Source organism: Streptococcus sp. FDAARGOS_522, from assembly GCF_003812445.1.
Taxonomy (GTDB): Bacteria; Bacillota; Bacilli; order Lactobacillales; family Streptococcaceae; genus Streptococcus; species Streptococcus agalactiae.
Genome location: NZ_CP033808.1, coordinates 1718713 through 1743795, shown reverse-complemented (window position 1 = coordinate 1743795; position 25083 = coordinate 1718713). Strand labels below are relative to the sequence as shown.

Sequence of the window (25083 nt, the reverse complement as noted above, 5' to 3'; positions counted from 1 at the left end):
GAAGAATATCTCAATTATCCCAAAAAGTCATTGAAACGCCTTAAATGGTATCTGATAATTATTGTTAATACCTTATTAACCATATTAGGAAATAAAAAAGCTGATTTCGCAAAAGAAAATCAGCTTAGAATAATTTCTTGTTCAGATAACTAGTGGGAGCTATAAACTTCTTCGTCGCATTAAACGATAGGTATAAGCTATCAATAACACTGCAATTAACATACGCAGACTGATCAAACAGATTTCATTAGCAGAAAAACTATCAAAGAAAAAGCCAGGACTACCATTACGTGATAATTTTAAAAGTAAAGCTGGAGTGTCTGTCGTTGATACTGAGAAAATAGTTAATAACTTGTTTATCACACCTTTATTAAACATAGCCATTAAAAAGCTAGGAGCAAAAAAGGCAAGTGTTGAAACAGCAAAAGATGTTAATGGCGAATTTGTGATACTTGATATAAAGAAATTAAGACTGGCTATAAAAAGGAGTCCAACAAATTGTAAGACAATAATATGAACAAAAGCAGTTGATATTGTCATAGGTACAGGAAATCCCATAATATTAGCTAAAGGTGATGTCCAGTATAAATTCAGTTGAACACTTGTCTCCCAACCACTAAAACCAAAATAATCTGCAAATACCGTCAGAATGAGGGCATATGCTAGGATAAATGTGGAAATACCGATGGTCATTGTACTAGCTAACTTAGCCCAGGTCAACTGACCACGTCCATACCGAGTCGTCAGTAGTATAGGATTAATCTTCTTAGCCCTATCTCCTGAAAAAAGAGGAGCTGATAAGAATAGAGTAAATAAGACAATTAAAATATAAGTACTATTACTTACTTCGAAAAGTTGATTCCAAGGAGCAAAGTTACCTAACTTTAGTTGTTTTAGTGGTAGCGCAGAACCCAACTGTTTTTGATCTTTAATATTTATTTTATTAAAATCAATTGTTTTATCATCTTTCAATTGGTTATAGTAAATTAAAAAATCACGATCAAAAGTGTCTGCCACATAATAACTAAAAACATCAAATATAGGGGGGCGTCCTGCTGGCGGATTAACATAGTTTTTAATAATATTTGTTACTCGTTCTTCAGATAAATCCCCTGAATATTTTTCAGCTATTCTACGATTAATGGCAACCGCTTCTCGACCATGTATTTTATCTGCAGAATAGCCACTAATTTGCCCAACAAAAAAATGCTGGTAAAATAGACCAAAAATAGCAAGAAGGAAGATAATAAAAGCCCCCAATGCTGCCTTACGTTGTAGCAGTTTTTTTAATTCAAAAGGAAAAATTGATATCATCTTACTTACTCCCCTCTAAAATGATAGATGTAGAAATCTTCTAGAGTCGGAACAACCAACTGTGCCGAATCACTCGGACAAATATCACTCACTACACGAAATACCCGACTATCTGAAATGACTTTTTCATTAACAATAGCAATATTGGGTATCTGAGATAAATCTGGTTCAGTCGTTATTTCCCACACTTTTCCCTCAATAGTTTTCAACAGCTGTGCGGTGTTGCCATGTTCGATAAATTTACCATTTTTTAATACTATAATTTCTTTGGCAACAGCTTCCACATCCGACACAATATGCGTTGATAAAATGATAATTTTATTGGTGGATAACTGACTCAAAATATGGCGAAATTTAACCCGTTCCTTAGGATCAAGTCCAACAGTTGGTTCATCCAGAATGAGTATTTCAGGATCATTGATAAGTACTTGAGCAATGCCTAAACGTTGCTTCATACCACCGGAGTATGATGAAATCTTCTTTTTACCTACATCGCCTAAACCAACAAGCTCTAGTAATCTAGGAATTTCTTGTTTAGCTTTCTTTTTATCAACACCTTTTAAGGTAGCGATATAATTTAAGAAAGCAATGCCAGTAAATTGATCATAATAGCGAAAATGTTGCGGTAAAAAACCAATGTGACGATAAAATTCTTCCGACTGCTCCAGTCCATTCCAATAAATATTCCCACTATCTGCGAATGTAAAGTGGCTCATCAAATTTAATAAGGTTGTTTTGCCAGTACCATTTGCTCCTAAGAGTCCATACAAACCAGGAGTAAACTGGTAGGAAATCTGGTTAAGTACTATTTTTTTCCGTAGCTTTTAGTGATATTATCTAGCTGTAATAACATAGTATTGTCTCTCCCTATACAAACTTAAGCGGCAAGGAAGATTCCCTATCGCTTAAATAAAAAATCAATTATACATGATAGACACGACAAACGCTTTCAGGGTAAAGGCCCATACGATTTCTTGCATTTGCTGCAGCAGTCTTTTCAGAAAGATGCCATGCACTTGTATAAGTATGTTTACCGGTTCTTACTGTATATCCATCTATGACCAAGGCCACCTTCAACATGTGATAATGCTTCATTATCCATAACTTCTAATTGTTCAATTGATTTTACATTTATTTTGAATATCTCCTGTATAAAATTTTTGTCTGTTGCAACTTGACACATTTAATATAGCATTCAAATAAAAATAGAAGCGTTTATTCCCTGAAATGTCGTTGAATCGCCTCAAAACAGAAAAGTACTATCTACCTTTATATTCTTATAGAAACCATTGGACGCATTTCAATAGCTGTTTAAGCTATTTTTAATAAGTATATATTTTTATGGCAAAATATTAATACGATAACGAAGAAAGGAATTACACAATGTTGACGTACAAAAAAGCATTGGTGCGTCAGGTTGATACTAAGGATTGTGGAGTAACTGCACTTGCTTCAATCGCAAAGTTCTATGGTTCAAAATATTCATTAAACCACTTACGAGAACTGGCCAAAACTAATCGAGATGGAACTACAGCTTCAGGAATTATCGCCGGAACAACTAAATAATATCACTGGTGGTGGTTGGATTGATGGTATTAAGAAAATAATAAACTTAGATAAATTGAACTTTTTAAAGCTATAATATGATTTCGAAAGTTTGGCAGAAACTAAAATCTTGGCTACTTGTTGCAATAGAAATATTTGGATAACGATTGATAACTCCCCTGACATTGTAAAGACCTATTCCTCTATTCTGTCCCTTACTACTTATCTCATAATTGAATATCATTGACGTATCTATTGCCTTTTCCTTAGTTGAATTTTCTATGATAAAAATTTGTTTATGTTTTAATGTAAAATAAGACATGGCTATCTTAGGATCGTCTGTCTCTAAAGAAGCCTCAATAGCGTTATCCCATAAAACAGATACAATGGTAATAAAATCAATCAGTTCCATCCCTTGAGGTTTAATACTGTCTGGTACTTCTATAGATACCATAATATGATTGTCTATCGCTTGTGAAAGCTTGGCTGCTAAAAGACTTTTTAAGGCTGGGTTATCTACATTAACCAACCGGTCTATATTATACTTAGGATGTCGGAAATGTGTATTAGATTCTTTAAAGATAGACTGATAAACTGATTTGACAATAGATATATCTTCATTATCAATCCCTAGTTTCAAGGTCGTTAACATGTTACTATAATCATGTCGGAAGCTCCTAACTTCTTTATACAACCCCTCAATATGGTGGCTATAATCTATCATATTAGCCAATTGGAGTTCTCTTTGAACAGCTAACCTCTCCTGTAAAGAATTTCGAAGTCTCCGGTCTAAACTGGCTATTGCTCCCGTAAATATAATCCAATAAGCAACAAGCAAAAATTGTCGGTAAATAACAGTATTGATGGCTAATTCATATTCGAAGTAAGTTAAAAACTGCATCAATAAGTAATAACTCACCATGCACCCATTCGTAAATTGGAGAATTCTCCTATCTGTTGGCGAAACTTCACTACTTCGCAATGCTTTAAAATCGTATTGCATCCATCTTAAAAATAAGAGAACACAAAGAGTAGACAAGACATCAACAAAATATCCCCAAAACCCCTGGTTGGTTGTATGAAAATCAATATTAAACAAAGGAAAGACAAAAAAAGCTAAAGAACGTGAACAAAGATTTCTGAGAACAATTGGAAACAAGCCATAAAAGACTACTAAAGTTTTAGATATAGGTCTTAGCAACAAGAAAGCCAGACTTAACATATAGATGGGGAGAAGCCAGTACTTTAGAAATGAAAGATTAATAATAGTATTAGCTGCTATAAATAAAATTACAAGTCCTAATCTCAGAGCAATACAAATTCCAATCTCTATTAAAGTTAATTGACGTCCACTGATTTTAGAAAAGAGAAATATTGTTAATATTATCGTTAAAGCTATCTCTAAGATGGATAGAGTAGAATTCATATTCCTCTACCTCTTTGATTTTCCTCTATTACTACCATAATATCTTTTATTTTATTACGAGAAATCAAACAATTCGAACCATTTTTTAAATAGATTAGTTTATTTGACCTATCCACTTTAAAAATATTCAAGGGATTTACTAAAAAAGAGCGATGACATTGAAAGAGCCTAGGTTCTTGTTTTAAAATATCCCCCAAAGTGGCTGTGAATTCCATTCTGTCTTTTGCAGTATAAAGGACAACTCTATGTGACCTTAATGACGTTTCTATATAAAGGATATCGTTAAAAGGTACTTGTACTTGACTATAGCGTGATTTAAAATAAAAAGAATCTTCTAGTAAGTTTTTACTGCAAGCATTATTAGCATATAGTAAAACTTCTTCAATCCTTCTGCTAAATGCTTCCTGTGAAAGTCCTTTATCGATATAGTCTAAAGCTGATACCTGATAACGAAAGGTTAAAGGCATTAATTCCGAATGAGTTGTAACAAAAACAATCTGAGCATAAGGATCAATTTGTCTAATTTGTTTTGCGACCTCTAAGCCCCTCTGCTCATCATTTTTTATTTCAATGTCTAAGAAATATAAATTATGCATACCTTTTTCACAGATTGATTCCAATAATTGAACTGGTTTTTCAAAGGTATTTACCATTTTACTGTGTATACTTCTCCTAATTTTAACTTCCTCAATTATTCTCTCTAAACGTGCCTGTTGAATAAAATTATCCTCTAAAATAAAAATATTCACTCTCGTCTCCTCGTATTAATTGTTCTAATAGATAAACCAATTGATTAAAATATTTATTAAAATCACCTATAATAGTTATTATCATTTTATCATATTTTCTCATGCATTCCAAACTTCGTAAGAAGTTAAATAATGTGACATATTTTTCAAAAAGCACCCTAAGTTTTGTTTTATAGACAAATTTAGGATGCTTTTAATATATTAAATAGATTAATCTAAAGATTTAACGTAATTTCCAAGCCGTAATGATCACTAACGACAGGTGCTTCACCACCTTCAAAAACTACTTGACTTGAACTGATTGAAAGGTCTTCGCTAGTAAAAATATGGTCAACTTTAAGAGCCTTTTTATTCCCTTCCCAACCATCAATATCAGCCATAATAGTATGGTCTCCAAATACATGATTGGCTATTTGGTGGCTATCCTTTAATGCTAATGGACTATTAAGAACAAGTTCATAACCCTGATTTCCAGTAGGATTATTAAAGTCACCCATGAGTAAAAGTGGAGTTTCTACCTCAAGTAGGGTAGTTTCTAGTCGTTTCCACTCCTCCGCAAATCCTTTCTCAAACCATGATAAATGGAGGCTAACTACTGTAACGACTTTGTCATTCAGAGTGGTCTCAGCTACCAGAGCACGACGAGTATGATAATCAGTCTCATCGTCTACAGCTGAAACTAAAATATCATCTGGCTTTAATGGTTTCAGAGAAAGTATCGCTACCCCTTCATGGTACTTACTATAACCAATATGATTATAAGCCCATGTCCAATGATAGTGTAGACCTTGAAGATTTAGGTAATGCACTAATTGCAAGGCAAAGTTATCTTGATGAAGAGCTGGTGTACCTTCAATCGGATGATAATTTGGACTACTCTTAGCAAGAGGGGAAGATATGCTCTGGTTCACCTCTTGTAGGCAGATGATATCATATTTTTCACGGAAGATATGCTCTGCTAAATCAAATAATTTCTTTAGAGCATTTACTTCCATCCATGAATGAGTATTTAACGTTAAGCATTTTGCCATAGAGTATCCTTTCATCAGAAAGAAGCTGAGACTTGCCCAGCTCCTATCGTTTGTTACAGTTCGACTTTTGCCACAACTGTTTTAGCTATTTGTGGACCTGATTTTTCAAGTTTAACAGTTTTTATATCTGAAACATTTGTAAAGACGATAATCACACTTGTCTCTTTACCAGCTGCTTTGATAGCTTCCAAATCTGCTACTACAGCAAGATCGCCTGCTACCACTTTTTGACCACTAGAAATTTTAACCTCAAATGGTTGACCATCAAGAGCTACTGTATCTAGACCGATATGTACTAAAACTTCTAGGCCACTTTCTGTTAATAAACCAAAAGCATGTTTTGTTGGAAAGACACTAGTAACTGTACCTGAAACTGGAACATAAATATTGCCATCAGTTGGTTCCACAGCAAAGCCATCACCCATCATTTTTTGAGAAAAGACAGGGTCTTTAACAACATCCAATGCTTCTACTTGACCATTAGCCACCGAAACAATTTCTTCTGTTATTCCTTTATAAGTTGTAACTTGGGCTGCTGCTACAGGTTGGCCTGTTTCTAAATCAACTATTGGAATAACTGTACCTGAATCTAGCAAATCTTGAATGTCTGATTTAAGGACATCTGCTTTAGGTCCGTAAATAGCTTGAACGCCATTACCTTTTAACACCAATCCCATTGCACCAGCTTTTTTCCAAGCTGCTTCAGAACCCACGCTATTTCCATCTTTAACTGTGACACGAAGACGAGTCATACATGCATCTACATCTTCAATGTTATCACGACCACCAAGTAAATTAATAACTTGTACAACTTGAGAATTTGCATCAGCAGAACCAGAAGCTGTTGAAGGAGCATTATCAACCTCTTCGTTATCATAATTACCATTACGTCCTGCTGTTGCTAAATTGAATTTTTTAATCATAAAGTTTGCAATAAAGTACATCAATACTGCAAAAAGAAGTGTCACCCAAACAAAGTTGAAAATATCACCACCAAGGCCCGCTTTTATTCCCATGGGAACACGTGTTAAAAATTCTATATTACCAAATGAATGAACGCGGAGGTTAACAATATCTGCCATAGCAAACGCACATCCTTGAACGACAGCATATACAAGGTAGAGTGGCATTGCTGCAAACATGAACATGTACTCAATTGGCTCAGTAACACCTGTCAAGAAAGTAGCCGCCGCTGCTGAAATAAACATTGACTTGTATTTCAATTTTTTATCTTTATCAACGTTACGATACATAGCATAAGATAATCCCATCAAAATACCTGAAGCACCAATCATTTGCCCCACTTTAAAACGTGCTGGAGTGACACTTGTCAATAAGTGATGGTATTGACTTGAATTTGAGCCTTTTAAGTTAATTAAATCACCAACCCATGCTAACCACAGTGGATCTTGTCCCAACACCTGTGCTCCTTTAGTTGCACCTGTAAGGACAGTGTATGTGCCACCTAGTTGCGTGTAGTTCATTGGAATAGTTAACATATGGTGTAAACCAAATGGGAGCAATAAACGCTCTAACGTACCGTAGACAAATGGTGCTAATATTGGAGCACTGTCTTGTGAACTTGCAATCCATTTACCAAAGCCATTGATACCTGATTGAACAACCGGCCAAAATACTGATAAAATTAATGCAACAATGACTGAACGATAAATAACAACAAATGGAACAAAACGTTTTCCATTGAAAAAAGTTAAAGCATCTGGTAATTTACGATAGTTATAATATTTATTAAAGGCAGTTGCACCAACGAAACCTGAAATAATACCGACAAATACACCCATATTAAGAGCAGGTTGTCCAAGAACGTTAACAAAGTAATCTGAAACTCTGATGGTTGCACCAAATACCGTTTGAACAGTTGCTTTACTGTCTGCTAACATATCTGTTTTAACACCAAAAAAGTTCCCCGTAATAAGGTTAATAAGAATAAAGGATAAGCCAGCCGCAAAAGCACCACCGGCACGTTCTTTAGCCCAGCTACCACCAATAGCCAATGCAAATAAGATGTGTAAGTTACCAATAACTCCCCAACCAATTTGAGCAATGACATTAGCTATGCGCCCTAATAAAACATTTGATGGATCCAATAGACTAATGGAGTTACCAATACTAACCATCAATCCTGCTGCTGGCATAACAGCAATAACAACCATCAAAGCCTTCCCAAACTTCTGCCAAAATTCAAAACTAAAGAGCTGTTTGACATTATTTTTCATCTTCAATCTCCTTTTATGCACTTAATAGTGCAAGCGTTTGCGTTATTATGGTTTTATTATAGCACTTATTTGTTTTTTGTAAACCCTTACTTGTATATTTTTTCTGAATTACTAAAAAAGTCTAGATAATATCATCTAGACTTTTATTTGTGAGTTTTTATTGTTTGTGAAGTAAAACGGTCATTGTTGTTCCCTGCCCCAAATGGCTGTCCACTTTTATACTACCATTGTGAAAATCTAAAGCACTCTTTACAATAGACAAACCTAAACCAGTCCCTCCAACTATTTTTGAGCGACTTTTATCGACGCGATAGAAACGTTCGAAAATACGTTTTTTGTCCTTCTCTGCAATGCCTAGTCCCGTATCACTAACTTCTAAGGTAATTGTATCAGGTGAATTTTTCAAAGTCACATTTACTTGACCTTTCTCATGATTATAGGTGAGAGCATTGTCACACAAGTTGTACACCAAGGAATTCAATAAAACTGGATTCCCTCGCAAAATAGCTTCTTCTCCATTAAAATTGATTTGTATGTGCTTCTTATCTGCTTTAGCTTGTAAACCTTCTAAAACTTTTTGTGTTAAGTCATACAGATTTACTGTCTCTTGCGGTAATTTTTCTTGTTCATCAAGGTGAGAAAGGTTGATAATATCCTCAACCAATTTAACTAATCGTTCAGATTCTTTATGAATTTTAGCTGCAAATTGTGGGACTTCTTCGTTTGGAACCATTTGATTAGCTAACAGTTCTGAGTACCCAGAAATGACATGAAGCGGGGTTTTCAATTCATGAGAGACATTGGCAGTAAATTCACGTTGAAGTTGTTCCATTTGGAGTTGGTCAGTCACATCAAACAGTAGAACAACCAATCCTGTTACTCGGTTGTTATCTGTAGTTGGTCTTACCAAGACGCGGTAATGATTATTTTCAATGTCAATATTAGCCTCTTTCTTTTTCCCTTTTAGTCCTTGATCAATTAAGTCTTTGAGAGTTAAATCTCGGCTAACTTCCATCATAAAGCGCCCATGCCAATCATCATTAATTTGGAATAACTTTAAAGCTTCTGCGTTGATACTAACGATTCTTGCTTGATCATCTAAAAGAATCATTCCTTCCTTAATTTTAGAAATAATGGTATCAATTTCTTTTTGACGCTTTTGTAATAACAGTTTTTGATGTTGAATCTTAGACTGATGGCTATCAAGACGCCTTAATAATGGTGTTATCTCCTCGTAACTATCATTTGATAAAGGATGATCTAAGTCAATATTGTTTAAAGGCTCTGATACTTTTTTCGCTATATATCGTGCAATTAATACAGATAAAATAATAGCAAGTAAGATGATAATTGCTAAGGGACTCATCATACCAAGGAGAAGATAAAAAATAGTTTGTTGCGCAACTGATAAACGAACTATCGTTCCATTATTTAAACGTTGCGCAGCATAGATAGACTTCTCAGTAAGTGTCGCTGACCACCTCGTGCTCTCACCATAACCACTCTTGATAGCTTCTTTAATTTCTTGACGATTGGCGTGATTTTTCATATGTTTTGCATCTGATTGGGTATCATAAAGCACTTGTCCCTTATTATCTACCCAAGTAATACGCACATTTGAAGTTTTAAGATTTCCAAAATAATCTTTACCTTCAAAGGAAATTCCTTGTGACGCCAGTGCCGTTTGTGTTCTCAACTGTTCTCGCTGAATGCGATTGAAGTAATTATAGAGAAATCCCATAATCATCAAAATTGTAACTAAAACAATTCCCAAACTAGCGGATAAAGTTGTACGGAAAATTTTTTTAGTCATGTCTTTCCTCCAAACGGTATCCAACTCCCCTTACTGTAGCGATCAAATAGCCATCCTCACCAAGTTTTGTTCGCAGTGTCCCAATGTGAACATCCACAGTTCTAGTTTCTCCTAAAAATTGTTCTCCCCAAACCTTATCCAGAAGTTCTTGCCTTGTAAAGACTCTATTGGGATTACGGAAGAATAATACTAATAACTCAAATTCCTTTAGGGTTAAGTGGATTTTTTCCGTTCCCCTTTTGACCCAATAATTAGTCGGATCAATCTCTAAATTTCCAATGATAATATGAGCTTTTGAATCTACTTGGCGGCTACGTCTCAAGACTGCTTTTATTCGTGAAATCATTTCCATCATCCCAAAAGGTTTGACGAGATAATCATCTGCTCCAAGATCTAACCCTTTAACTTTATCATACTCACTACCTTTAGCAGTTGTCATGATTACTGGTATCATTTCCGTTTGATGTTTTCTCCTTAAACGCTCTAAAATAGTCAAACCATCATCTCCCGGCAACATAATATCAAGTAAAATCAAGTCTGGAACTTTCTCCTGAATAGCTTCCCAAAAAAGCTCTGAACTCGAGAATCCTTGAGCTGTAAAACCTGCCATTTGCAAAGTATAGAGCATCATTTCGCGAATATCAGCATCATCTTCAACACAATATATCATTACGCTTCTCCATCTAGGTTACCTGTTATTGAGAAAAGCACCCATTTAGCAATATTTACTGTATGATCACCAATACGCTCTAGGTACTTGGCGATCATTAAAACATCTATGGGATATTCACCATCAACATCCTGTACCGAAAAATATAACACTAACTGTTTCTTTATTGTATCAAATTCCTGGTTAACTGTCCTATCTTGTTCAATTACTTGATGCGCTTGTTCTTCATTGTCATAAATAAAAGCATCTATACTCTTAGTCAGCATACTAATGACATTATTAGACATGCTGTTAAGTTGGTCCCTTTCAGAACCTGCACCTTGGATAATATGACCTAAACTAACAATTTCCGCAATTTCATAAGCTTGAGCACCAATACGTTTCATATCATAAACCATTTTTAATGCAGAAGAAATACGGCGTAAATCCTTGGCAACTGGTTGCTGACGAAGTAAAAGTTTTAAACATCTCTCCTCAATATCCCGTTCCATTTGTTCAATCTTGTGATAAGTTTCAGAAATGTCGTCAAGGTAAACGTCATTACTATTTGTTAGAGCACCTAAGGACTTCCCAATGATGTCCTCACACAATGCCCCCATAAAAATAATTTCTTTATTAAGGTCATTAAGTTGACTTGCAAATCGTGAACGAATCATCCGAATCTCCCTGTAATATAGTTTTCTGTACGCTCATCTTGTGGCAATGAAAAGAGTTGGCTCGTTTTATTATATTCAACCACTTCTCCCATCAGAAAGAATGCTGTTTTATCAGAAATACGAACAGCTTGTTGCATATTATGTGTCACTATAACAATAGTGTAGTTCTTCTTCAGTTGGATAACCAATTCTTCAATTTTTGCTGTTGAAATAGGATCCAAGGCACTTGTGGGTTCATCCATAAGTAAAACATCAGGCTCAATAGCAAGAGCACGCGCAATACACAAACGTTGCTGCTGTCCGCCAGACATACCCAGAGCAGATTTGTGAAGACGATCTTTAACCTCATCCCATAGAGCCGCCTGTTTAAGGGAACGTTCAACGATATCATCTAACTCTGCTTTGGAATGAATACCGTGCGTTCTTGGACCAAAAGCAACATTATCATAAATGCTCATTGGAAACGGATTAGGTTTTTGAAACACCATTCCAACCTTTTTACGCAATTGGTTAATATCCAATTGTCTATAGACATCCTCGCCTTCTAAAGTAATATCCCCTGTGATTTTGCAATTTTTGACCAAATCATTCATACGGTTAATACTTTTCAAGAGAGTAGACTTTCCGCACCCAGAAGGTCCAATAAAGGCTGTGATTTCTTTTTCTTCAATGTCTAAATTAACATCCTTGAGAGCGTGAAATTCTCCATAATACAAATCTAAATTATTAATTACTAATTTACTCACTGTTCGACTCACTTCCTAATCGTTTGGCTACTAGTCCAGATACAAAATTGACAATAATAACTAAAAGCAATAAGATGACCGCAGTCGCATAAGTTTGGTCAACATATAAGCCCTCACCCGAAATAGCATACATATGTACTGCTAAAGTACGAGATGAACTAAATACCGAATGTGCTACTTTTGCAACTGTTCCAGCTGTGAAAATAAGTGCTGCTGACTCACCAATGATACGTCCTACCGCTAAAATAATACCAGCAAAAATACCAGACATAGCACTAGGTAATACGATTTTAAATATGGTTCTCAATTTACCCGCACCAAGCGCAAAGGCTCCTTCTCGATAAGAATCCGGAACAGATAGTAAAGCTTCTTCAGTTGTCCTCATAATCAAAGGTAAAATCATGATGCTCAAAGTCAAAGAACCCGATATCAAAGATAAGCCTAAGTGTGTGTATTTTACAAAAAATAATGCACCAAATAAACCATAAATAATTGAAGGTATCCCTGCCAATGTCTCGGTTGCAACACGGATAATTTTGAGATAAGGATTATCACGTCTAGCATATTCCGTTAGATAAATTGATCCACCAATACCAAGTGGAACTGCAAATAATAAAGTTAAGGCGATGATAAAGATAGTGTTAATGAAAGCTGGTAATAGTGAAACGTTCTGAGTATTATAAGTCCATGCAAACAAGCCAGTATTCACATGAGGAAGCCCCTTAACTAAAATATAAATAACAACAAATGCAATTGTAGCAAAACTTAGAATTGCTCCCAAATAGACAATAGCAAAAAGAAAGAAGGAAAGGGGATCTTTTTTTAAAGATGCTAAATATTGTTTTGACGTTTTTTGGTTAATATTTTCCATCTTATTCCTCTTTCTGTAATGCTGAAAAACTGATATTAATCATTAATATAAAGATAAAGAGTACCACAGCTGTACCAATTAAGGCTTGACGATGCAAACCAGAAGAATAGCCCATTTCCATGACAATATTAGTGGTTAGAGTTCTAACGCCTGATGTCAGCGATTGAGGCAAGACAGCTTGATTACCCGCTACCATGATGACAGCCATTGTTTCACCAATAGCACGTCCAATTCCCAAAACAACCGATGCTAAAATACCACGTTTAGCAGCTGGTAAAACAGCAAAGAAGACACTTCGTTCATGAGAGGCACCAAGGGCAATACCGCCTTCATAATAGCTCTCTGGAACAGCTCTTAAAGAAGATTCTGAAATGCTAACAATTGTTGGTAAAATCATAATTCCTAGCAAAATTGAAGCTGCTAAGACTCCCATACCAAAGCCACCAATATATTGCCTTATCATAGGGACAATAACAACGAGTCCAAAGAAACCATAAACAACTGAAGGGATTCCCGCCATTAAATTGATAGCTGACTTTAAAGGCTTATAAATATTTTCTGGGCAGAAATAAGCCATAAAAACAGCAGTAAGGATACCTATCGGTCCTCCTAAAAGTAAAGCTCCCGCTGTAACATATAAGGAACCTACAATCATTGGAAAGATGCCAAAAATACTATTACTAGGATGCCAGACTTTACCAAATATAAAATTTCCCCAGCCGATTTTCGTAATAGCTGGAAGACCACTAGAGAAGAGAAAGAGGCAAATTAAAATAGCTGATATAACACTGACGCAAGCCGTGATGAAAAACACAGCTTGCATAAGACCTTCTTTTGTTTGTTTCATTGTTTACTCTTACCTTACTTTGATAAGTCAGACCAAGACGTTGTCTTTCCAGTAAAAATGTCTTTTACTTGTTTTGTTGATAGATCATTAACTTTATTTTTCTTATTAACAACTACTGCTATACCATCTGTTGCAATAACAGTAGCTTTGACCCCTTTGGATGACTCTGTCTTATCCAATTCACGTGATGCCATACCTATATCTGCTGATCCATCAATTGCGCTTGTAATCCCAGTTGAAGAATCACTTTGTTGAATTTCAACATCTACTTTTGCATTTACTTTATGATAGGCCTCTTTAATCTTTTCCATAACCGGCGTTACTGAACTTGAACCTGCTATAACAACTTTACCAGATGACACTTTTGCTTGATATGCTTTGGCATTGTCAAGTGGAATATAGCCATTTTTCTCAACGACTGCTTGCCCATCTTTGCTTAAGATATAATCAATAAAATCTTTTGTTGCTTCTTTTTCCTTACCTTCTTTTGTTACAATATTGAAAGGACGAGAAATCTTATAGCTTCCTGATTTAATATCTTTTACAGTCGCATTTTTGCCATCAATTTTAAGCACTTTAACGCTACTATTTAATGAACCTAGTGAAGAATAACCAATAGCTGACGGGTCTTTAGAGACAGTGGTTAGCATAACTGAAGTTGAATTGGTAACAGTTGCTGCATCAGAAGTATGGTCTACTTTTTCGCCTTTTTAATTTTTTGACTCGATCCCAAATAACTCTATGAAAGCTCCACGAGTTCCAGACCCTTCCTCTCTAGAAACAATGTTAATTGTCCCTTTAGGTGAAGATGATGAATCATTTGAGCATCCTGCTAGGATGCCAATTCCCATAAGACCAGATACCGCCAAAAGAGATAGCATTTTGTGTTTTTTCATGATGAACTCCTAAATATTTTTTGATTTGATTTTATTATAGTTAAGAAATATCAAATCTCTTTGAGGATTTTTGTAAAATCAATGTAAATTTAAAAAGAGTTGGAAAATTATCCAAACTCCTTTTTTCTATTATGGTAATTCAGCCAGTAAGTCGGATTGAAACAGTTGTTATACCACATAATTGGAGTATAACTATCCCATTATAGAGTTAACTTACGAATGATGTCAATGATTTTTTCAGCCACTTCCTCAGCATTTAAATGATTTGTATTAATATGAATAACATTGGAAAATGTGTCTAAATAATGTTTTTTAGCAGGCAACAGGTGATGAGTATACCATTTGAAAAAATGACGCCGTCTATTAAAATCATTTTTTTGACGTTGGTATAGGACCGTCTTATCTGCATCTAGAAAAATAATATAATCAGCAAAACATTCCTTTAGCCTATTTACCTCTAGTAACAAATTAGAAGGTAAAGTCCAACTATAACCCGCCACCTTTGGAAAGTATTGTGTATAAAAAGCAATTTCCTCAGCTCCATAATCCATTAACACTATTTCATTATCTCTAACAAGTTCGTATCTATCTCGTTCATGCTGAATAAATAGTTGTTGAATTTCACAATAATCGTCTAATTTATTGTTATCAAGCTGATGTTTATTAATCTTATCAACTACTGGAGAAATGTCCTCAAAACTAATAGCGATTTTTGGGTAAACTTTCTCAATGATTTTCAAAGCTGTGGTTTTCCCTACAGCCATACCACCTTGAATAGCAATAATCATAATAACTCCGCTGAGTAACTAATAACACTTAGAGCATAGAGCGGTGCTGTTTCTGTGCGCATGATGCGTGGCCCCAGGCCCACTTTTATCGCTCCAGCCTCTTCAAAAGCTGCGATTTCTTTTGGAGAAATGCCCCCTTCTGGTCCAAAGATGAAGAGGAGCTTGTCACCTGCTTTTACAGTCTGCAAGTTCTGGGCTAGCGCTGACATTTCACCCTCCTTGGCAGACTCTTCATAGGCGATAAAAATTTTATCAAAGCCATTAAGCTCCGCTTGAAAGTCAGCCTTCTTCTCAAATAAACGAACCTGAGGAAGACGATTACGCTTGCTCTGCTCTGCAGCGCCCATAGCAATTTTTGCCAGCTTATCTTCTTTTTTAGCCAGTTTTTTACCATCCCACTTGACGACTGACCAGTCAGCTGGGAAGGCCCAGATAGCCGCTGCACCCAATTCTGTCGCCTTTTGTGTCACAAGGTCTAGCTTGTCTCCCTTGGGAAAGCCTGAGGCGATGGTCACTTGGACAGGCATTTCAACATTGCTGTCTAGCTCTTCTAGAATTTGGAAGCGATGGGCAGAGCTGTCCACCACCTTTGCCAGACGCTTGATGGTATCATCAAAAACCAAGACCACTTGGTCATCTTCTGTCAATCGCATGACATTGAACATGTGCTTGATGGTATCCTTGTCCTCGATGGTCACAAAGTCATCTGCTTTGCCATTTACAAAATACTGTTGCATTAGCCGCCAATCACTCCTGAAATATCATCTGTCCTTTTGAAAACGCAGGCATTCCACTCACCTTGAACCATGTGAGTCTCAAGGAAGAAACCAGCTTTTTCAGCACTCTCACGCACCATATCCCATTTTTCAGAAATGATACCAGACATGATGAGATAACCCTCATCCTTGACCAAACGGTAGGCATCGTCTGTCAGATGGATCAAAATATCCGCTAAAATATTGGCAACAATGACATCTGCCTCTTGGTGGGCACCTTTGAGCAAGTCACCAGCAGCCACATGAATATTTTCAGTAGCTGGGTTCATGTCGATATTTTCTTGAGCCACGCGCACTGCAACATCATCCAAATCATAAGCATAGATGTCCTTGGCACCCAAGAGAGAGCTAGCAATAGACAAAACGCCAGAACCAGTCCCCACATCGATAACCGTCTCACCACCACGAAGCACTTGCTCCAAGGCAAAAAGACTCATCTTAGTCGTTGGGTGAGTCCCAGTCCCAAAAGCCATACCAGGATCCAGCTTGATAATCTTCTCACCAGCCTTAGCCTCGTAGTCCGTCCATGACGGCACGATGGTCAAATCATGGGTAATGCGAGCTGGCTCATAGTACTTCTTCCAGTTATCAGCCCAGTCCTCTTCGACCAATTCCTGACTGTCAAGGTTGACGCTACCCGTCGCAAGACCAAAGCCTTCAAAATTAGCTAAACGATCAGCCAAATCAGCCTTAACCGCCTCAATATCAAGCGTATCAGGATAATAGGCAGTAATAACGATCATATCAGACTGCTCCACCTCAGGATAAAGCTCACCGAAACGATCCTCCTGTCCAAGGTAGTCAGCCGAATCGCTAATGGCAACCCCCTGACTGCCAGTTTCAATCAATAAATTCGAGACAGCTTCCTCTGCCTCACGATTCACGTGAACCGTTAGTTCATTCCATGTGTTCATGTAGTAACTCCTTCATTATTTCTACTTAAATCAATAAAATAGTTCAACTGCCATCGCTGTGTCACCAAAGCTGTTCTATTTAAATCGCTACACCAAGGAGGGTAAAATCGCATAGCCATCTTTCCTTGAGAGTTAGCAGATGAAAGAATACCCTTACTCACTGCAACTTCTTTGGGAATGATGAACAAACCTTTCCTCCTACCATCTTTAATGACAATAATCAAATCTCCCACTTCATCTTGTTCATAAAAAGGAATATTTTTACCATTTCCATCTTTCTGCCAAAATACTGTAAAATACCCCATCTTGCTAGCTGTCTTATGAGCTAAACGACACCTTTTATAGTTTCTATCGCCTTCAATTCTTATGAGGATACCTTCATATTTTTCATTCCACTTTTCTTCTTTAACTTCAAAGGAAGAATACCATTCCCTTAGTAGCTCAACTATTTCTATAACTATCCCTCCTTTATCTTCAAATCAATATGATTAACCATACTTTTCAAAATAATTTATTTTTTGCTTGACCCTGACCTTAGGTTATCCTTTATACTATGTAAGTGAGAGGAGGTTATTACCATGAAAACAGTTAAAGAAGTCAGTATCTTAAGCGGTGTAAGTGTGCGCACCTTGCATCACTATGATAAAATCGGTTTATTCCCACCTACCGCCCTATCCGAAGCAGGCTATCGACTTTATGACGATGAAGCATTGATTCGCCTGCAAGAAATTTTGCTATTTCGTGAGTTGGAATTCCCTCTCAAAGATATCAAATACCTGCTTGAGCAAGCAAAAGAGGAAAGGCAAGACTTATTAGCCCAACAAATCAAATTGCTTGAATGGAAAAGATTGCATCTTGAGCAGGTTATCACCCATGCGAAACGATTACAAGAAAAAGGAGATGATTATATGAATTTCGATGTTTATAATAAAACAGAATTAGAACAATTACAAGCTGAAGCAAAAGAAAAATGGGGACAAACAGCAGCCTACCAAGAATTTGCTCAAAAACATGCTTCAGATGACTTTGCACAAATTAGCCAAGAAATGGCAAAAATAATGGTACAATTTGGGCAATTAAAGACACAAAATGTATCTGATGAATCTGTTCAAATGTGTGTGAAACGGCTACAAGACTATATCTCTCAGCATTTTTACACCTGTACCAATGAAATCCTTGCTGGACTAGGACAAATGTATCAATCAGATGACCGGTTTAGTCAATCAATTGACAAAGCTGGTGGAGCAGGAACAAGTGAATTTGTCAGCCAAGCTATTGCTTACTATTGCCAATAAACTATCAGAAAACTAGACAATCATCTAGTTTTCTTTTTTTATTCTATCTTCTTTGTCATATAGACCATATCCATTCCTTCTTGCTCAGGTTCGGTATGGGTTGAATGATAACCACATTTTTCATAAAAACTGACCATTAGTTTTTCTTGTGCAATCGTACATAAATCCCACTTTGTAAGCTTAGGATAGGTTTTCTCTAATAAAGCCATCCCTGCTGAGCCGTAGCCCTGCCCTTGATATTGGGGAAGAATAGCCGCCGTACCAAGCCAAGCACGCTTCTCCTCGTCCTTGATAACCAATCTAAGAAAACCAACAATTGTCTCATCAACAAGGACAAAATGATAGAAACAATCTGGTCGCTCCACTAGTTTCCATCGAATCTGCTCAACTTCTTCCACATAGGGATCGTATTGATCGTGGTATTTCTCATAGACTACCTTAAAGCTAGCTCTCTGAATGGCAATAATCTTCTCTAAATCACTAGCTTCCGCCTTTTGTAAAGTAATCATCTTCCACCTCCAAATAATCTCTCAACCTCTCCTGCAACTGAGGAATGACCTTTTTATGGCTTAGAAATTCGTCAATGGACATGAGCTTGTAGCCTTGTCCTTCATCACCTAGAACAATGCTATCGTACTCTTTCTGACTGATATGTCCAACCATAAAAACTGATAATTTATCAGGCTTCAACATACCCCTATAAGTCTTGACCCAATTAATATGGTTTCGAGTTAAGGTCAGATTTAATTCTTCATCAACTTCTCGAAAAAGACATTCCAAAGGTGTTTCATTGTCCTCACGACCACCTCCTGGTAAGTCCCAAAAGCCTGCATAAGGCAAATCTGGAAAATCATCTCTTAGGCTGGTCAAAATCTTTCCTTCACAGAAAAGAGCGATCTTTGCACCTGAGAAATCAAATAACTCATCAAAACTATCCATGCAATAACCTCAATTCTATTCCTAAAGCTCCATATTTTCTAATTTGTTCAGGGGGATAATAACGTTCCATCTCCTCTGGTCTGGCTGTTTCTATATCATCCAATGTATATCCACATTTTAGCAAATCTAAACTTTCATAAAGTTGAGAAAAATCATCAAATATATGTAAACAAACAACTTCTGTGGTCAATTTCTTTCTTTTATCATTTAACAGATAAAAGACAATGTAATCACCAATTGTAATAGTCTGCCTTCGTTCGTCATATAACCTGAGTTCAATTATTTTCTGACCTGATTTCATTTTTCAAATGGTTCCGGTGCTAACATCATTTCATGCTTTATCTCAATACCTCGGATATGCATAAAACTCTGTCTCTTTCAGTTCTGCTCTGCCATTTTCAAAAGCATCCGTATCCCAAGAAAGACCGAACTCTTCGATACTGTCATCGGTGAGGAAGTCCATGAGGTCGCTCAACCCTTCAGTGGCAACCTCGTTGAGAGTCTCCGCAAAATAAGCCAGAAACTCACGCGACAAGCCCTTCTTAGGCTCATAGGGGATAGTCACCAGATAGTCCTCAGCATCAAAGCGAGACTTGACAGGGTTGTAAAAGAGTACATAGTCCTCAAAAACGATGTCCTCGCTACTCGTCTCCCCCTGGTCGTCCACGGTTTCAATAGCAGAGCTGTTTTGCGCTTCTAGGACAAAGGTCACCTCAAGAGCGTGATTTTTCTTGTCCCAATCCATGGCAAAGTCATAGTTTAAGTGCTTGTCCAATTCTTCTTCCAGAACAGACAAAAATCCAAATTTAGCCATTTTAAATCCTTTACAAATTTACTTTCTTTCATTATAGCAAAAAAGAGCTGGTCTTCCCAACTCTTTCAAGAAGCTATTCACGCTCTTCCTTACCTTTTCGTCGATTAAAATAATTGACGACAGCCGTCGATATACCAAAGAAGCTACCTGTAAAGACTAAGGTGAACAAGGCTTTACCTGATAATAGATAATCAAAATAGCTAAGCGGACTATCTATCCAAGTGTAAGAAGTCAAATACATGAAAACACCAAAATAGATACCTGACTTCCAACCAATATGACGTATACTTTTTCGCTCCTTATCGGACAATTCATCCTCATCATACTTCGTCAACTGTGTCTTATTGCTAGCATAGACGAGGTAACCAAACAAGATAAAAACAAGTAGCTCCAGAATCATCGGATAATACATGGCAACCTCTTGGGGAAAATCCTCTGCCAATAGGAGCGCTACAACATTTCCAAGCATCAAGAACCATACCAGAAAGATAAGAGCTATATTCCCCATGCGGTCGGCTTCACGTCTCTTGTACTCATCCAAAGGGCCAGAAATACCGTAAAAACGTTTAATCAAGCGGTCTGTAAAATTTTCTTTGTTCATTTTCAATCCTCCCAAAACAGTGCATTCAAATCAGTCCCTAAAGCCTTAGCCAGCTTGATACATAAATCAAGCGAGGGATTATACTTGTTGTTCTCAATCATATTTATCGTCTGTCTAGAAACTCCGATTTCCTTCGCCAAAGCAAGCTGAGACTTCTTAGTTTCCAAACGATAATCCTTAACTCTATTCATCTATCTCCTTTCTATTGCGGTAAGGTTTCACAAGAGCATGTCATATATATACGACACGCTTGCTTAAAAAATTTTGTTGGCCTAAAATGTGTCAACTATATTTGATAGTTTTATTATAATCTTTTGAAAGGGATTGTCAACTATATTAGACACCTTTTCTCAAATTTTTTTATTTTATGTTACAATGAGAGTGGGACAAAAATCGGTAATTCCAAAGGAATTCGATTTTGTCAGCAAGTTTTGATTTTCAGTTGCTGACCTGAAACAGTCTATCCCCAGACTGTTTCACTCCCACCTCCGCACAGTTGAGTAGGGCTGTAAAACTTGATTTATCAACGAATTAGAACCCACTCAACCACTGTGTCTTGCAAATCAGACTACAAAAAATTAAGAGGCCTAGAAGTTTTTGCCCAGCCTCGGCTTCATACTATATTAAAAGAGTCAGCTAAAAGAAAAACTCTATATAAAAATAGAAAGGATTTGAATACGGGACTAATTTTCTAGAAGAAAAGATGAACTTCCTAGTGTCTGACGACACTTCGTCGTTCCCTATTTCTTTACGAAAATTTTCGGTAAACCGAACCGTCCCTTTGTATCATCAATTATGATTATCAGACCTATGCAGGACTGCGACCGTGGGGCAGTTCTGACCTTACAAAATACAGGCTGGACTGCTCTTACCTCTCCTGTCTATGACCGCAAGTGGACTGAAAGTGACTTGGAGAAGAATCTGGCAAATGGCATGTCCTTCTTTGTCGCTGAGGTCGATGATAAGATCGCTGGCATCTTGGACTTTGGTCCCTACTATCCTTTCCCAGCTGGCAAGCATGTTGCCACTTTCGGCATTCTCATCGCTGAACCCTACCAAGGTCAGGGGCTAGGTAAGGCTCTCTTGAAAGCTCTGCTAACTGAGGCTAAAGCTCAAGGTTACATCAAGATTGCCATGCACGTCATGGGCAACAATAGTAGAGCCATTTCCCTCTATCAAAAATACGGTTTTACCGAAGAGGCTCGAATCACTAAAGCCTTTTTCATTGAAAATCATTATGTTGATGCTTTAATTTTCGCAAAAGATTTGGAGAATAATCATGGCTGACAATCTTGCTCTACGTATGCGTCCTCGCAATATTAATGAAGTTATCGGGCAGCAACATCTCGTTGGTAATGGCAAAATTATTGATCGAATGGTTGCAGCTAATATGTTATCTTCCATGATCCTATATGGCCCACCAGGTATTGGGAAGACTTCTATTGCTTCTGCTATTGCTGGTACTACTAAATATGCCTTTCGTACTTTTAATGCCACTGTTGATAGTAAAAAACGTCTTCAAGAAATTGCAGAAGAAGCTAAATTTTCTGGTGGCTTAGTTTTATTACTTGACGAGATTCATAGACTTGACAAGACAAAACAAGATTTTCTTTTACCTTTACTTGAGAATGGCAATATTATTATGATTGGAGCAACAACTGAAAATCCTTTCTTTTCAGTAACTCCTGCCATTAGAAGTAGGGTACAAATTTTTGAGTTAGAACCTCTTTCTAACGAGGATATTAAAAAAGCCATTCAGCTAGCAATTTCCGATAAAGAACGGGGATTTCCTTTTTTAGTGACAATTGATGATGAGGCGCTAGATTTCATTGTTACCGCCACAAATGGAGACCTACGATCTGCTTATAATTCCTTGGATCTAGCAGTCATGTCTACTTCTCCTAATGAAGATGGTAGCCGTCATATTAGTCTAGAGACAATGGAAAATAGTCTGCAGCGTAGTTATATTACAATGGATAAAAACGGAGATGGGCATTATGATGTCCTATCAGCCTTACAAAAATCAATTAGAGGTTCTGATGTCAATGCCAGCCTGCACTATGCCGCTCGTTTAGTAGAAGCTGGAGATTTACCTAGTTTAGCAAGACGTTTGACCATTATTGCTTATGAAGATATCGGCTTAGCTAACCCCGAAGCACAAATACATACTGTGACTGCATTGGAAGCTGCCCAACGCATTGGTTTTCCAGAAGCTCGTATTCTTATTGCTAACATTGTTGTGGATTTAGCTCTATCACCTAAATCAAATTCAGCCTATTTGGCTATGAATGCAGCCTTAGCTGATTTACGTCGTTCAGGAAATTTACCTATTCCACGTCACCTAAGAGATGGACATTACAGCGGTAGTAAAACCTTGGGCAATGCAAGGGATTACAAGTACCCTCACGCCTATCCTGAAAAATGGGTTAAACAACAATACTTACCAGATAAACTAGTAGGACATAATTATTTTGAAGCCAATGAAACTGGTAAATACGAACGCGCACTTGGTTCAAATAAAGAGCGCATTGATAAGCTCTCAGACTGATTGCCAGTTTTAAAAATCGATAATTTTGCTTGAAAATTTTATAAAAAGTGGTATCATAAAGATATAGAAACATTGCTGTGGCATACGAATCCACATCTAAGTGTTGACCGACTATTTCTTTGTATTTCGGGAAACGAAGTCATCTCTAGTGCGCAAGCCGTTAACACGCGGAAGCCACTTAAAGAGGTGCGAGTTACCCACCTGCTTATTTTGTGCGGGATCAATACAAAAAGTGGATCATCGGTGCCAATACAGCTTCCTAGCCTCCTTAGCTCAGTTGGTAGAGCAGTAGACTCTTAATCTATGGGTCACAGGTTCGAGCCCTGTAGGGGGCAGTCTTATAAAACAAAGCCTATACCTATAGGCTTTGTTGACGCTCTTTTTACACTTGCCCACCAATTTTTTTTGACAGATAAAATGGTGATTTTTTTATTTCTCTTTACTTGCATAAATATGTATTTTGCTTTGTATTTCTCTTATTTTTGAGTATAAAAAAAGAGCTAAATTATTTAGCCCATGTCTTTTAAATTTCATCATACTTTGTACTGTTATTATCCAATACAGTTTCAACTTTAGTTCTAAACTGTCCCTTAATTGCAGTATCTATTTGACCTGCTATTGCTGTTATGCTTGCTTTTGCGTTTGTTGCAGTCGTCGTTATCTCTTCATCATAAGTAGAGACAATACTACTACGTTTAGACTTGATTCTTGGAGCGTAAACACCTGTCACTAACATTTTATCAAGTTTCTTTTTTAAAGCCTTGATATCTTTTTTGCCACTGATATAATCAGAGGCTTCTGATAAAACATAATCACCAAGGATTCCCATAGTCTCTCCTTTCTGACATTAAATGATCTATTTTTTCTTCAAGCAATTGTCTCTTTTTAGAGTACTTTTGATTAGTTTCTTCTTCTAAGGCAGTCAATCTTCTTTTCTCTTTAGTATATTCTGTATCAAAATCACTTTGAAAAGCATCTATAATGTGATTCATAGTCATAAAGGACTCTTCATTAATGTTCTCATCTTGACGAAGATTATAACTTGTTGCTTCATAAGTTTCCTGAAGCATCGTTTCAAACTCAGTTCGTTTATCTTCCAGTTCAAAGAATTTATTAGAGATAGCCATGGTTTTATGATGGTAATCATCTTCCAACTTTTCTAAATCCCTTTTACTGTTACTAAGTTTATCCTCATTCGAATCTAGTTTTCCCATGCTTTAAAATCTCCAGCCAATTCACTATCCTTAGACAACATAGTTTCAACACCAGATTGAATATCACTTTTCAAAGTCGTGTAAGTAGTTACCAATTCTTCTGCTTTAGCGACTTTTTTATCAAAATGGGTATCTGTTTTAGTTACTATGCTCTCATAGGTAACACCACCTTCTGCATAGGCTTCTGCCAACTCTGCTTCCGTAAGCTCTGTAATACCAAAGGGCATGCTTTTAGTGGTATTCCACAATTCTTCAGCTTCTTCAACAGCAGATTGTGCTGAGGTTTTGATATCCTCTAAAGCAGTTTCAGCAGTAGAGACTAAACCACTTGCAATAACAGCAGCTTGTTCAGCATCCAAGAAGATTTTTTCATTAGAATTTAGACCTCCCTTC

At 36.8% G+C, this 25083-nt stretch carries 27 protein-coding genes, 1 tRNA gene and 3 pseudogenes; 5 read left to right on the top strand and 26 right to left on the bottom strand.

Going from position 1 to position 25083, the window contains the following annotated elements; translation table 11 throughout:
- Positions 1-159: 159 nt before the first annotated feature.
- From EGX70_RS09165 to EGX70_RS09155, 3 genes and pseudogenes are all read right to left on the bottom strand, one after another.
- A complete protein-coding gene (locus EGX70_RS09165; RefSeq protein WP_000623425.1) occupies positions 160-1314 on the bottom strand; it encodes an ABC transporter permease subunit in 1155 nt (384 codons plus the stop codon).
- A 5-nt stretch (positions 1315-1319) separates the two neighbouring features.
- Positions 1320-2167 (bottom strand): annotated as a pseudogene (locus tag EGX70_RS09160) (ABC transporter ATP-binding protein).
- A 68-nt stretch (positions 2168-2235) separates the two neighbouring features.
- A complete protein-coding gene (locus EGX70_RS09155; RefSeq protein ID WP_000683599.1) occupies positions 2236-2409 on the bottom strand; it encodes a hypothetical protein in 174 nt (57 codons plus the stop codon).
- A 288-nt stretch (positions 2410-2697) separates the two neighbouring features.
- On the opposite strand from EGX70_RS09155, the pseudogene EGX70_RS09150 reads away from it, so the two are divergent.
- Positions 2698-2862: pseudogene (locus tag EGX70_RS09150) on the top strand (cysteine peptidase family C39 domain-containing protein); the annotation flags it as partial.
- Between the two features lie 88 nt (positions 2863-2950).
- Here EGX70_RS09150 and EGX70_RS09145 read toward each other — a convergent pair.
- From EGX70_RS09145 to EGX70_RS09070, 15 genes and pseudogenes are all read right to left on the bottom strand, one after another.
- Positions 2951-4285 (bottom strand): sensor histidine kinase, encoded by a 1335-nt coding sequence (locus tag EGX70_RS09145; protein WP_001089364.1) that lies wholly within the window; start codon positions 4283-4285, stop codon positions 2951-2953.
- The gene (locus EGX70_RS09140; RefSeq protein ID WP_001019939.1) at positions 4282-5034 is read right to left on the bottom strand and encodes a LytTR family transcriptional regulator DNA-binding domain-containing protein; all 753 of its coding nucleotides are present in this window, start codon (positions 5032-5034) and stop codon (positions 4282-4284) included. The genes EGX70_RS09145 and EGX70_RS09140 overlap by 4 nt, the downstream gene beginning before the upstream one ends.
- 215 nt (positions 5035-5249) lie before the next feature.
- Positions 5250-6065: an endonuclease/exonuclease/phosphatase family protein gene (locus tag EGX70_RS09130; RefSeq protein WP_001029866.1), complete on the bottom strand. Its 816-nt coding sequence runs from the start codon at positions 6063-6065 to the stop codon at positions 5250-5252.
- Between the two features lie 53 nt (positions 6066-6118).
- Positions 6119-8302, bottom strand: a complete 2184-nt coding sequence (locus EGX70_RS09125; protein ID WP_000795065.1) for a PTS transporter subunit IIBC — start codon at positions 8300-8302, stop codon at positions 6119-6121.
- Between the two features lie 157 nt (positions 8303-8459).
- Positions 8460-10115: an ATP-binding protein gene (locus EGX70_RS09120; protein WP_123948089.1), complete on the bottom strand. Its 1656-nt coding sequence runs from the start codon at positions 10113-10115 to the stop codon at positions 8460-8462.
- A complete protein-coding gene (locus tag EGX70_RS09115) occupies positions 10108-10785 on the bottom strand; it encodes a winged helix-turn-helix domain-containing protein (RefSeq protein ID WP_000638643.1) in 678 nt (225 codons plus the stop codon). The genes EGX70_RS09120 and EGX70_RS09115 overlap by 8 nt, the downstream gene beginning before the upstream one ends.
- The gene (gene phoU, locus EGX70_RS09110) at positions 10785-11441 is read right to left on the bottom strand and encodes a phosphate signaling complex protein PhoU (protein ID WP_000621376.1); all 657 of its coding nucleotides are present in this window, start codon (positions 11439-11441) and stop codon (positions 10785-10787) included. Before phoU ends, EGX70_RS09115 begins: the two co-directional genes overlap by 1 nt.
- The gene (gene pstB / locus EGX70_RS09105) at positions 11438-12187 is read right to left on the bottom strand and encodes a phosphate ABC transporter ATP-binding protein PstB (protein ID WP_000041121.1); all 750 of its coding nucleotides are present in this window, start codon (positions 12185-12187) and stop codon (positions 11438-11440) included. Before pstB ends, phoU begins: the two co-directional genes overlap by 4 nt.
- Positions 12180-13058, bottom strand: a complete 879-nt coding sequence (gene pstA, locus EGX70_RS09100) for a phosphate ABC transporter permease PstA (RefSeq protein ID WP_000427916.1) — start codon at positions 13056-13058, stop codon at positions 12180-12182. The genes pstB and pstA overlap by 8 nt, the downstream gene beginning before the upstream one ends.
- 1 nt (position 13059) lies before the next feature.
- Positions 13060-13905, bottom strand: coding sequence for a phosphate ABC transporter permease subunit PstC (gene pstC / locus EGX70_RS09095; protein ID WP_000814835.1), 846 nt, complete (start codon positions 13903-13905; stop codon positions 13060-13062).
- Positions 13906-13919: 14 nt separating this feature from the next.
- Positions 13920-14801 (bottom strand): annotated as a pseudogene (locus EGX70_RS09090) (substrate-binding domain-containing protein).
- A 200-nt stretch (positions 14802-15001) separates the two neighbouring features.
- Complete coding sequence (locus EGX70_RS09085; protein ID WP_000582350.1) at positions 15002-15589, bottom strand: AAA family ATPase; 588 nt, start codon at positions 15587-15589, stop codon at positions 15002-15004.
- Positions 15586-16326 carry a 16S rRNA (uracil(1498)-N(3))-methyltransferase gene (locus tag EGX70_RS09080; protein WP_001188249.1) on the bottom strand — a complete coding sequence of 247 codons (741 nt, stop codon included), beginning with the start codon at positions 16324-16326 and terminating at the stop codon, positions 15586-15588. Before EGX70_RS09080 ends, EGX70_RS09085 begins: the two co-directional genes overlap by 4 nt.
- On the bottom strand, positions 16326-17279 hold the full coding sequence (gene prmA / locus EGX70_RS09075) for a 50S ribosomal protein L11 methyltransferase (RefSeq protein WP_001099300.1): 954 nt from the start codon (positions 17277-17279) through the stop codon (positions 16326-16328). Before prmA ends, EGX70_RS09080 begins: the two co-directional genes overlap by 1 nt.
- A complete protein-coding gene (locus EGX70_RS09070) occupies positions 17276-17641 on the bottom strand; it encodes a MepB family protein (protein WP_228776375.1) in 366 nt (121 codons plus the stop codon). Before EGX70_RS09070 ends, prmA begins: the two co-directional genes overlap by 4 nt.
- A 216-nt stretch (positions 17642-17857) precedes the next feature.
- On the opposite strand from EGX70_RS09070, the gene EGX70_RS09065 reads away from it, so the two are divergent.
- On the top strand, positions 17858-18574 hold the full coding sequence (locus tag EGX70_RS09065) for a MerR family transcriptional regulator (protein ID WP_000859570.1): 717 nt from the start codon (positions 17858-17860) through the stop codon (positions 18572-18574).
- Between the two features lie 38 nt (positions 18575-18612).
- Here the strand turns inward: EGX70_RS09065 and EGX70_RS09060 are convergent, their stop codons facing one another.
- The 6 genes from EGX70_RS09060 to EGX70_RS09035 all read right to left on the bottom strand — a co-directional run bounded on the left by EGX70_RS09060 (position 18613) and on the right by EGX70_RS09035 (position 21119).
- Positions 18613-19083 (bottom strand): GNAT family N-acetyltransferase, encoded by a 471-nt coding sequence (locus tag EGX70_RS09060; protein ID WP_000631754.1) that lies wholly within the window; start codon positions 19081-19083, stop codon positions 18613-18615.
- Positions 19055-19513, bottom strand: a complete 459-nt coding sequence (locus EGX70_RS09055) for an NUDIX hydrolase (RefSeq protein WP_000376720.1) — start codon at positions 19511-19513, stop codon at positions 19055-19057. Before EGX70_RS09055 ends, EGX70_RS09060 begins: the two co-directional genes overlap by 29 nt.
- Entirely contained in the window at positions 19506-19814 is a 309-nt protein-coding gene (locus tag EGX70_RS11080) for a hypothetical protein (protein WP_001868493.1), read from the bottom strand. The genes EGX70_RS09055 and EGX70_RS11080 overlap by 8 nt, the downstream gene beginning before the upstream one ends.
- A gap of 42 nt (positions 19815-19856) precedes the next feature.
- A complete protein-coding gene (locus EGX70_RS09045) occupies positions 19857-20327 on the bottom strand; it encodes a DUF3013 family protein (protein WP_001051338.1) in 471 nt (156 codons plus the stop codon).
- A gap of 73 nt (positions 20328-20400) precedes the next feature.
- Complete coding sequence (locus EGX70_RS09040) at positions 20401-20928, bottom strand: DUF3278 domain-containing protein (protein WP_001031199.1); 528 nt, start codon at positions 20926-20928, stop codon at positions 20401-20403.
- Between the two features lie 2 nt (positions 20929-20930).
- Positions 20931-21119: a helix-turn-helix transcriptional regulator gene (locus EGX70_RS09035; RefSeq protein WP_001082462.1), complete on the bottom strand. Its 189-nt coding sequence runs from the start codon at positions 21117-21119 to the stop codon at positions 20931-20933.
- A 604-nt stretch (positions 21120-21723) separates the two neighbouring features.
- Here EGX70_RS09035 and EGX70_RS09030 point away from each other — a divergent pair.
- The 3 genes from EGX70_RS09030 (at position 21724) to EGX70_RS09015 (ending at position 23811) form a co-directional block, all read left to right on the top strand.
- Complete coding sequence (locus tag EGX70_RS09030) at positions 21724-22215, top strand: GNAT family N-acetyltransferase (protein WP_000586892.1); 492 nt, start codon at positions 21724-21726, stop codon at positions 22213-22215.
- The gene (locus EGX70_RS09025) at positions 22208-23476 is read left to right on the top strand and encodes a replication-associated recombination protein A (RefSeq protein WP_000774765.1); all 1269 of its coding nucleotides are present in this window, start codon (positions 22208-22210) and stop codon (positions 23474-23476) included. The genes EGX70_RS09030 and EGX70_RS09025 overlap by 8 nt, the downstream gene beginning before the upstream one ends.
- A gap of 262 nt (positions 23477-23738) precedes the next feature.
- Positions 23739-23811 (top strand) — tRNA-Lys (locus tag EGX70_RS09015).
- Between the two features lie 188 nt (positions 23812-23999).
- Here the strand turns inward: EGX70_RS09015 and EGX70_RS09010 are convergent.
- Both EGX70_RS09010 and EGX70_RS09005 read right to left on the bottom strand, forming a co-directional pair.
- Positions 24000-24305: a hypothetical protein gene (locus EGX70_RS09010; RefSeq protein WP_000511798.1), complete on the bottom strand. Its 306-nt coding sequence runs from the start codon at positions 24303-24305 to the stop codon at positions 24000-24002.
- Entirely contained in the window at positions 24289-24690 is a 402-nt protein-coding gene (locus tag EGX70_RS09005) for a hypothetical protein (protein WP_000517024.1), read from the bottom strand. The genes EGX70_RS09010 and EGX70_RS09005 overlap by 17 nt, the downstream gene beginning before the upstream one ends.
- Positions 24691-25083: the final 393 nt, after the last annotated feature.

What these genes read in the sequence shown, in the direction of transcription:
- EGX70_RS09080 (WP_001188249.1), bottom strand. Translation starts at nt 16,326, where the DNA reads ATGCAACAGTATTTTGTAAATGGCAAAGCAGATGACTTTGTGACCATC.
- EGX70_RS09065 (WP_000859570.1), top strand. Translation starts at nt 17,858, where the DNA reads ATGAAAACAGTTAAAGAAGTCAGTATCTTAAGCGGTGTAAGTGTGCGC.
- EGX70_RS09120 (WP_123948089.1), bottom strand. Translation starts at nt 10,115, where the DNA reads ATGACTAAAAAAATTTTCCGTACAACTTTATCCGCTAGTTTGGGAATT.
- EGX70_RS09025 (WP_000774765.1), top strand. Translation starts at nt 22,208, where the DNA reads ATGGCTGACAATCTTGCTCTACGTATGCGTCCTCGCAATATTAATGAA.
- EGX70_RS09035 (WP_001082462.1), bottom strand. Translation starts at nt 21,119, where the DNA reads ATGAATAGAGTTAAGGATTATCGTTTGGAAACTAAGAAGTCTCAGCTT.
- prmA (WP_001099300.1), bottom strand. Translation starts at nt 17,279, where the DNA reads ATGAACACATGGAATGAACTAACGGTTCACGTGAATCGTGAGGCAGAG.
- EGX70_RS09155 (WP_000683599.1), bottom strand. Translation starts at nt 2,409, where the DNA reads ATGAAGCATTATCACATGTTGAAGGTGGCCTTGGTCATAGATGGATAT.
- EGX70_RS11080 (WP_001868493.1), bottom strand. Translation starts at nt 19,814, where the DNA reads ATGAAATCAGGTCAGAAAATAATTGAACTCAGGTTATATGACGAACGA.
- EGX70_RS09060 (WP_000631754.1), bottom strand. Translation starts at nt 19,083, where the DNA reads ATGATTACTTTACAAAAGGCGGAAGCTAGTGATTTAGAGAAGATTATT.
- phoU (WP_000621376.1), bottom strand. Translation starts at nt 11,441, where the DNA reads ATGATTCGTTCACGATTTGCAAGTCAACTTAATGACCTTAATAAAGAA.
- EGX70_RS09055 (WP_000376720.1), bottom strand. Translation starts at nt 19,513, where the DNA reads ATGGATAGTTTTGATGAGTTATTTGATTTCTCAGGTGCAAAGATCGCT.
- EGX70_RS09045 (WP_001051338.1), bottom strand. Translation starts at nt 20,327, where the DNA reads ATGGCTAAATTTGGATTTTTGTCTGTTCTGGAAGAAGAATTGGACAAG.
- EGX70_RS09165 (WP_000623425.1), bottom strand. Translation starts at nt 1,314, where the DNA reads ATGATATCAATTTTTCCTTTTGAATTAAAAAAACTGCTACAACGTAAG.
- EGX70_RS09130 (WP_001029866.1), bottom strand. Translation starts at nt 6,065, where the DNA reads ATGGCAAAATGCTTAACGTTAAATACTCATTCATGGATGGAAGTAAAT.
- EGX70_RS09040 (WP_001031199.1), bottom strand. Translation starts at nt 20,928, where the DNA reads ATGAACAAAGAAAATTTTACAGACCGCTTGATTAAACGTTTTTACGGT.
- EGX70_RS09010 (WP_000511798.1), bottom strand. Translation starts at nt 24,305, where the DNA reads ATGGGAATCCTTGGTGATTATGTTTTATCAGAAGCCTCTGATTATATC.
- EGX70_RS09145 (WP_001089364.1), bottom strand. Translation starts at nt 4,285, where the DNA reads ATGAATTCTACTCTATCCATCTTAGAGATAGCTTTAACGATAATATTA.
- EGX70_RS09125 (WP_000795065.1), bottom strand. Translation starts at nt 8,302, where the DNA reads ATGAAAAATAATGTCAAACAGCTCTTTAGTTTTGAATTTTGGCAGAAG.
- EGX70_RS09085 (WP_000582350.1), bottom strand. Translation starts at nt 15,589, where the DNA reads ATGATTATTGCTATTCAAGGTGGTATGGCTGTAGGGAAAACCACAGCT.
- pstC (WP_000814835.1), bottom strand. Translation starts at nt 13,905, where the DNA reads ATGAAACAAACAAAAGAAGGTCTTATGCAAGCTGTGTTTTTCATCACG.
- EGX70_RS09005 (WP_000517024.1), bottom strand. Translation starts at nt 24,690, where the DNA reads ATGGGAAAACTAGATTCGAATGAGGATAAACTTAGTAACAGTAAAAGG.
- EGX70_RS09115 (WP_000638643.1), bottom strand. Translation starts at nt 10,785, where the DNA reads ATGATATATTGTGTTGAAGATGATGCTGATATTCGCGAAATGATGCTC.
- EGX70_RS09030 (WP_000586892.1), top strand. Translation starts at nt 21,724, where the DNA reads ATGATTATCAGACCTATGCAGGACTGCGACCGTGGGGCAGTTCTGACC.
- pstA (WP_000427916.1), bottom strand. Translation starts at nt 13,058, where the DNA reads ATGGAAAATATTAACCAAAAAACGTCAAAACAATATTTAGCATCTTTA.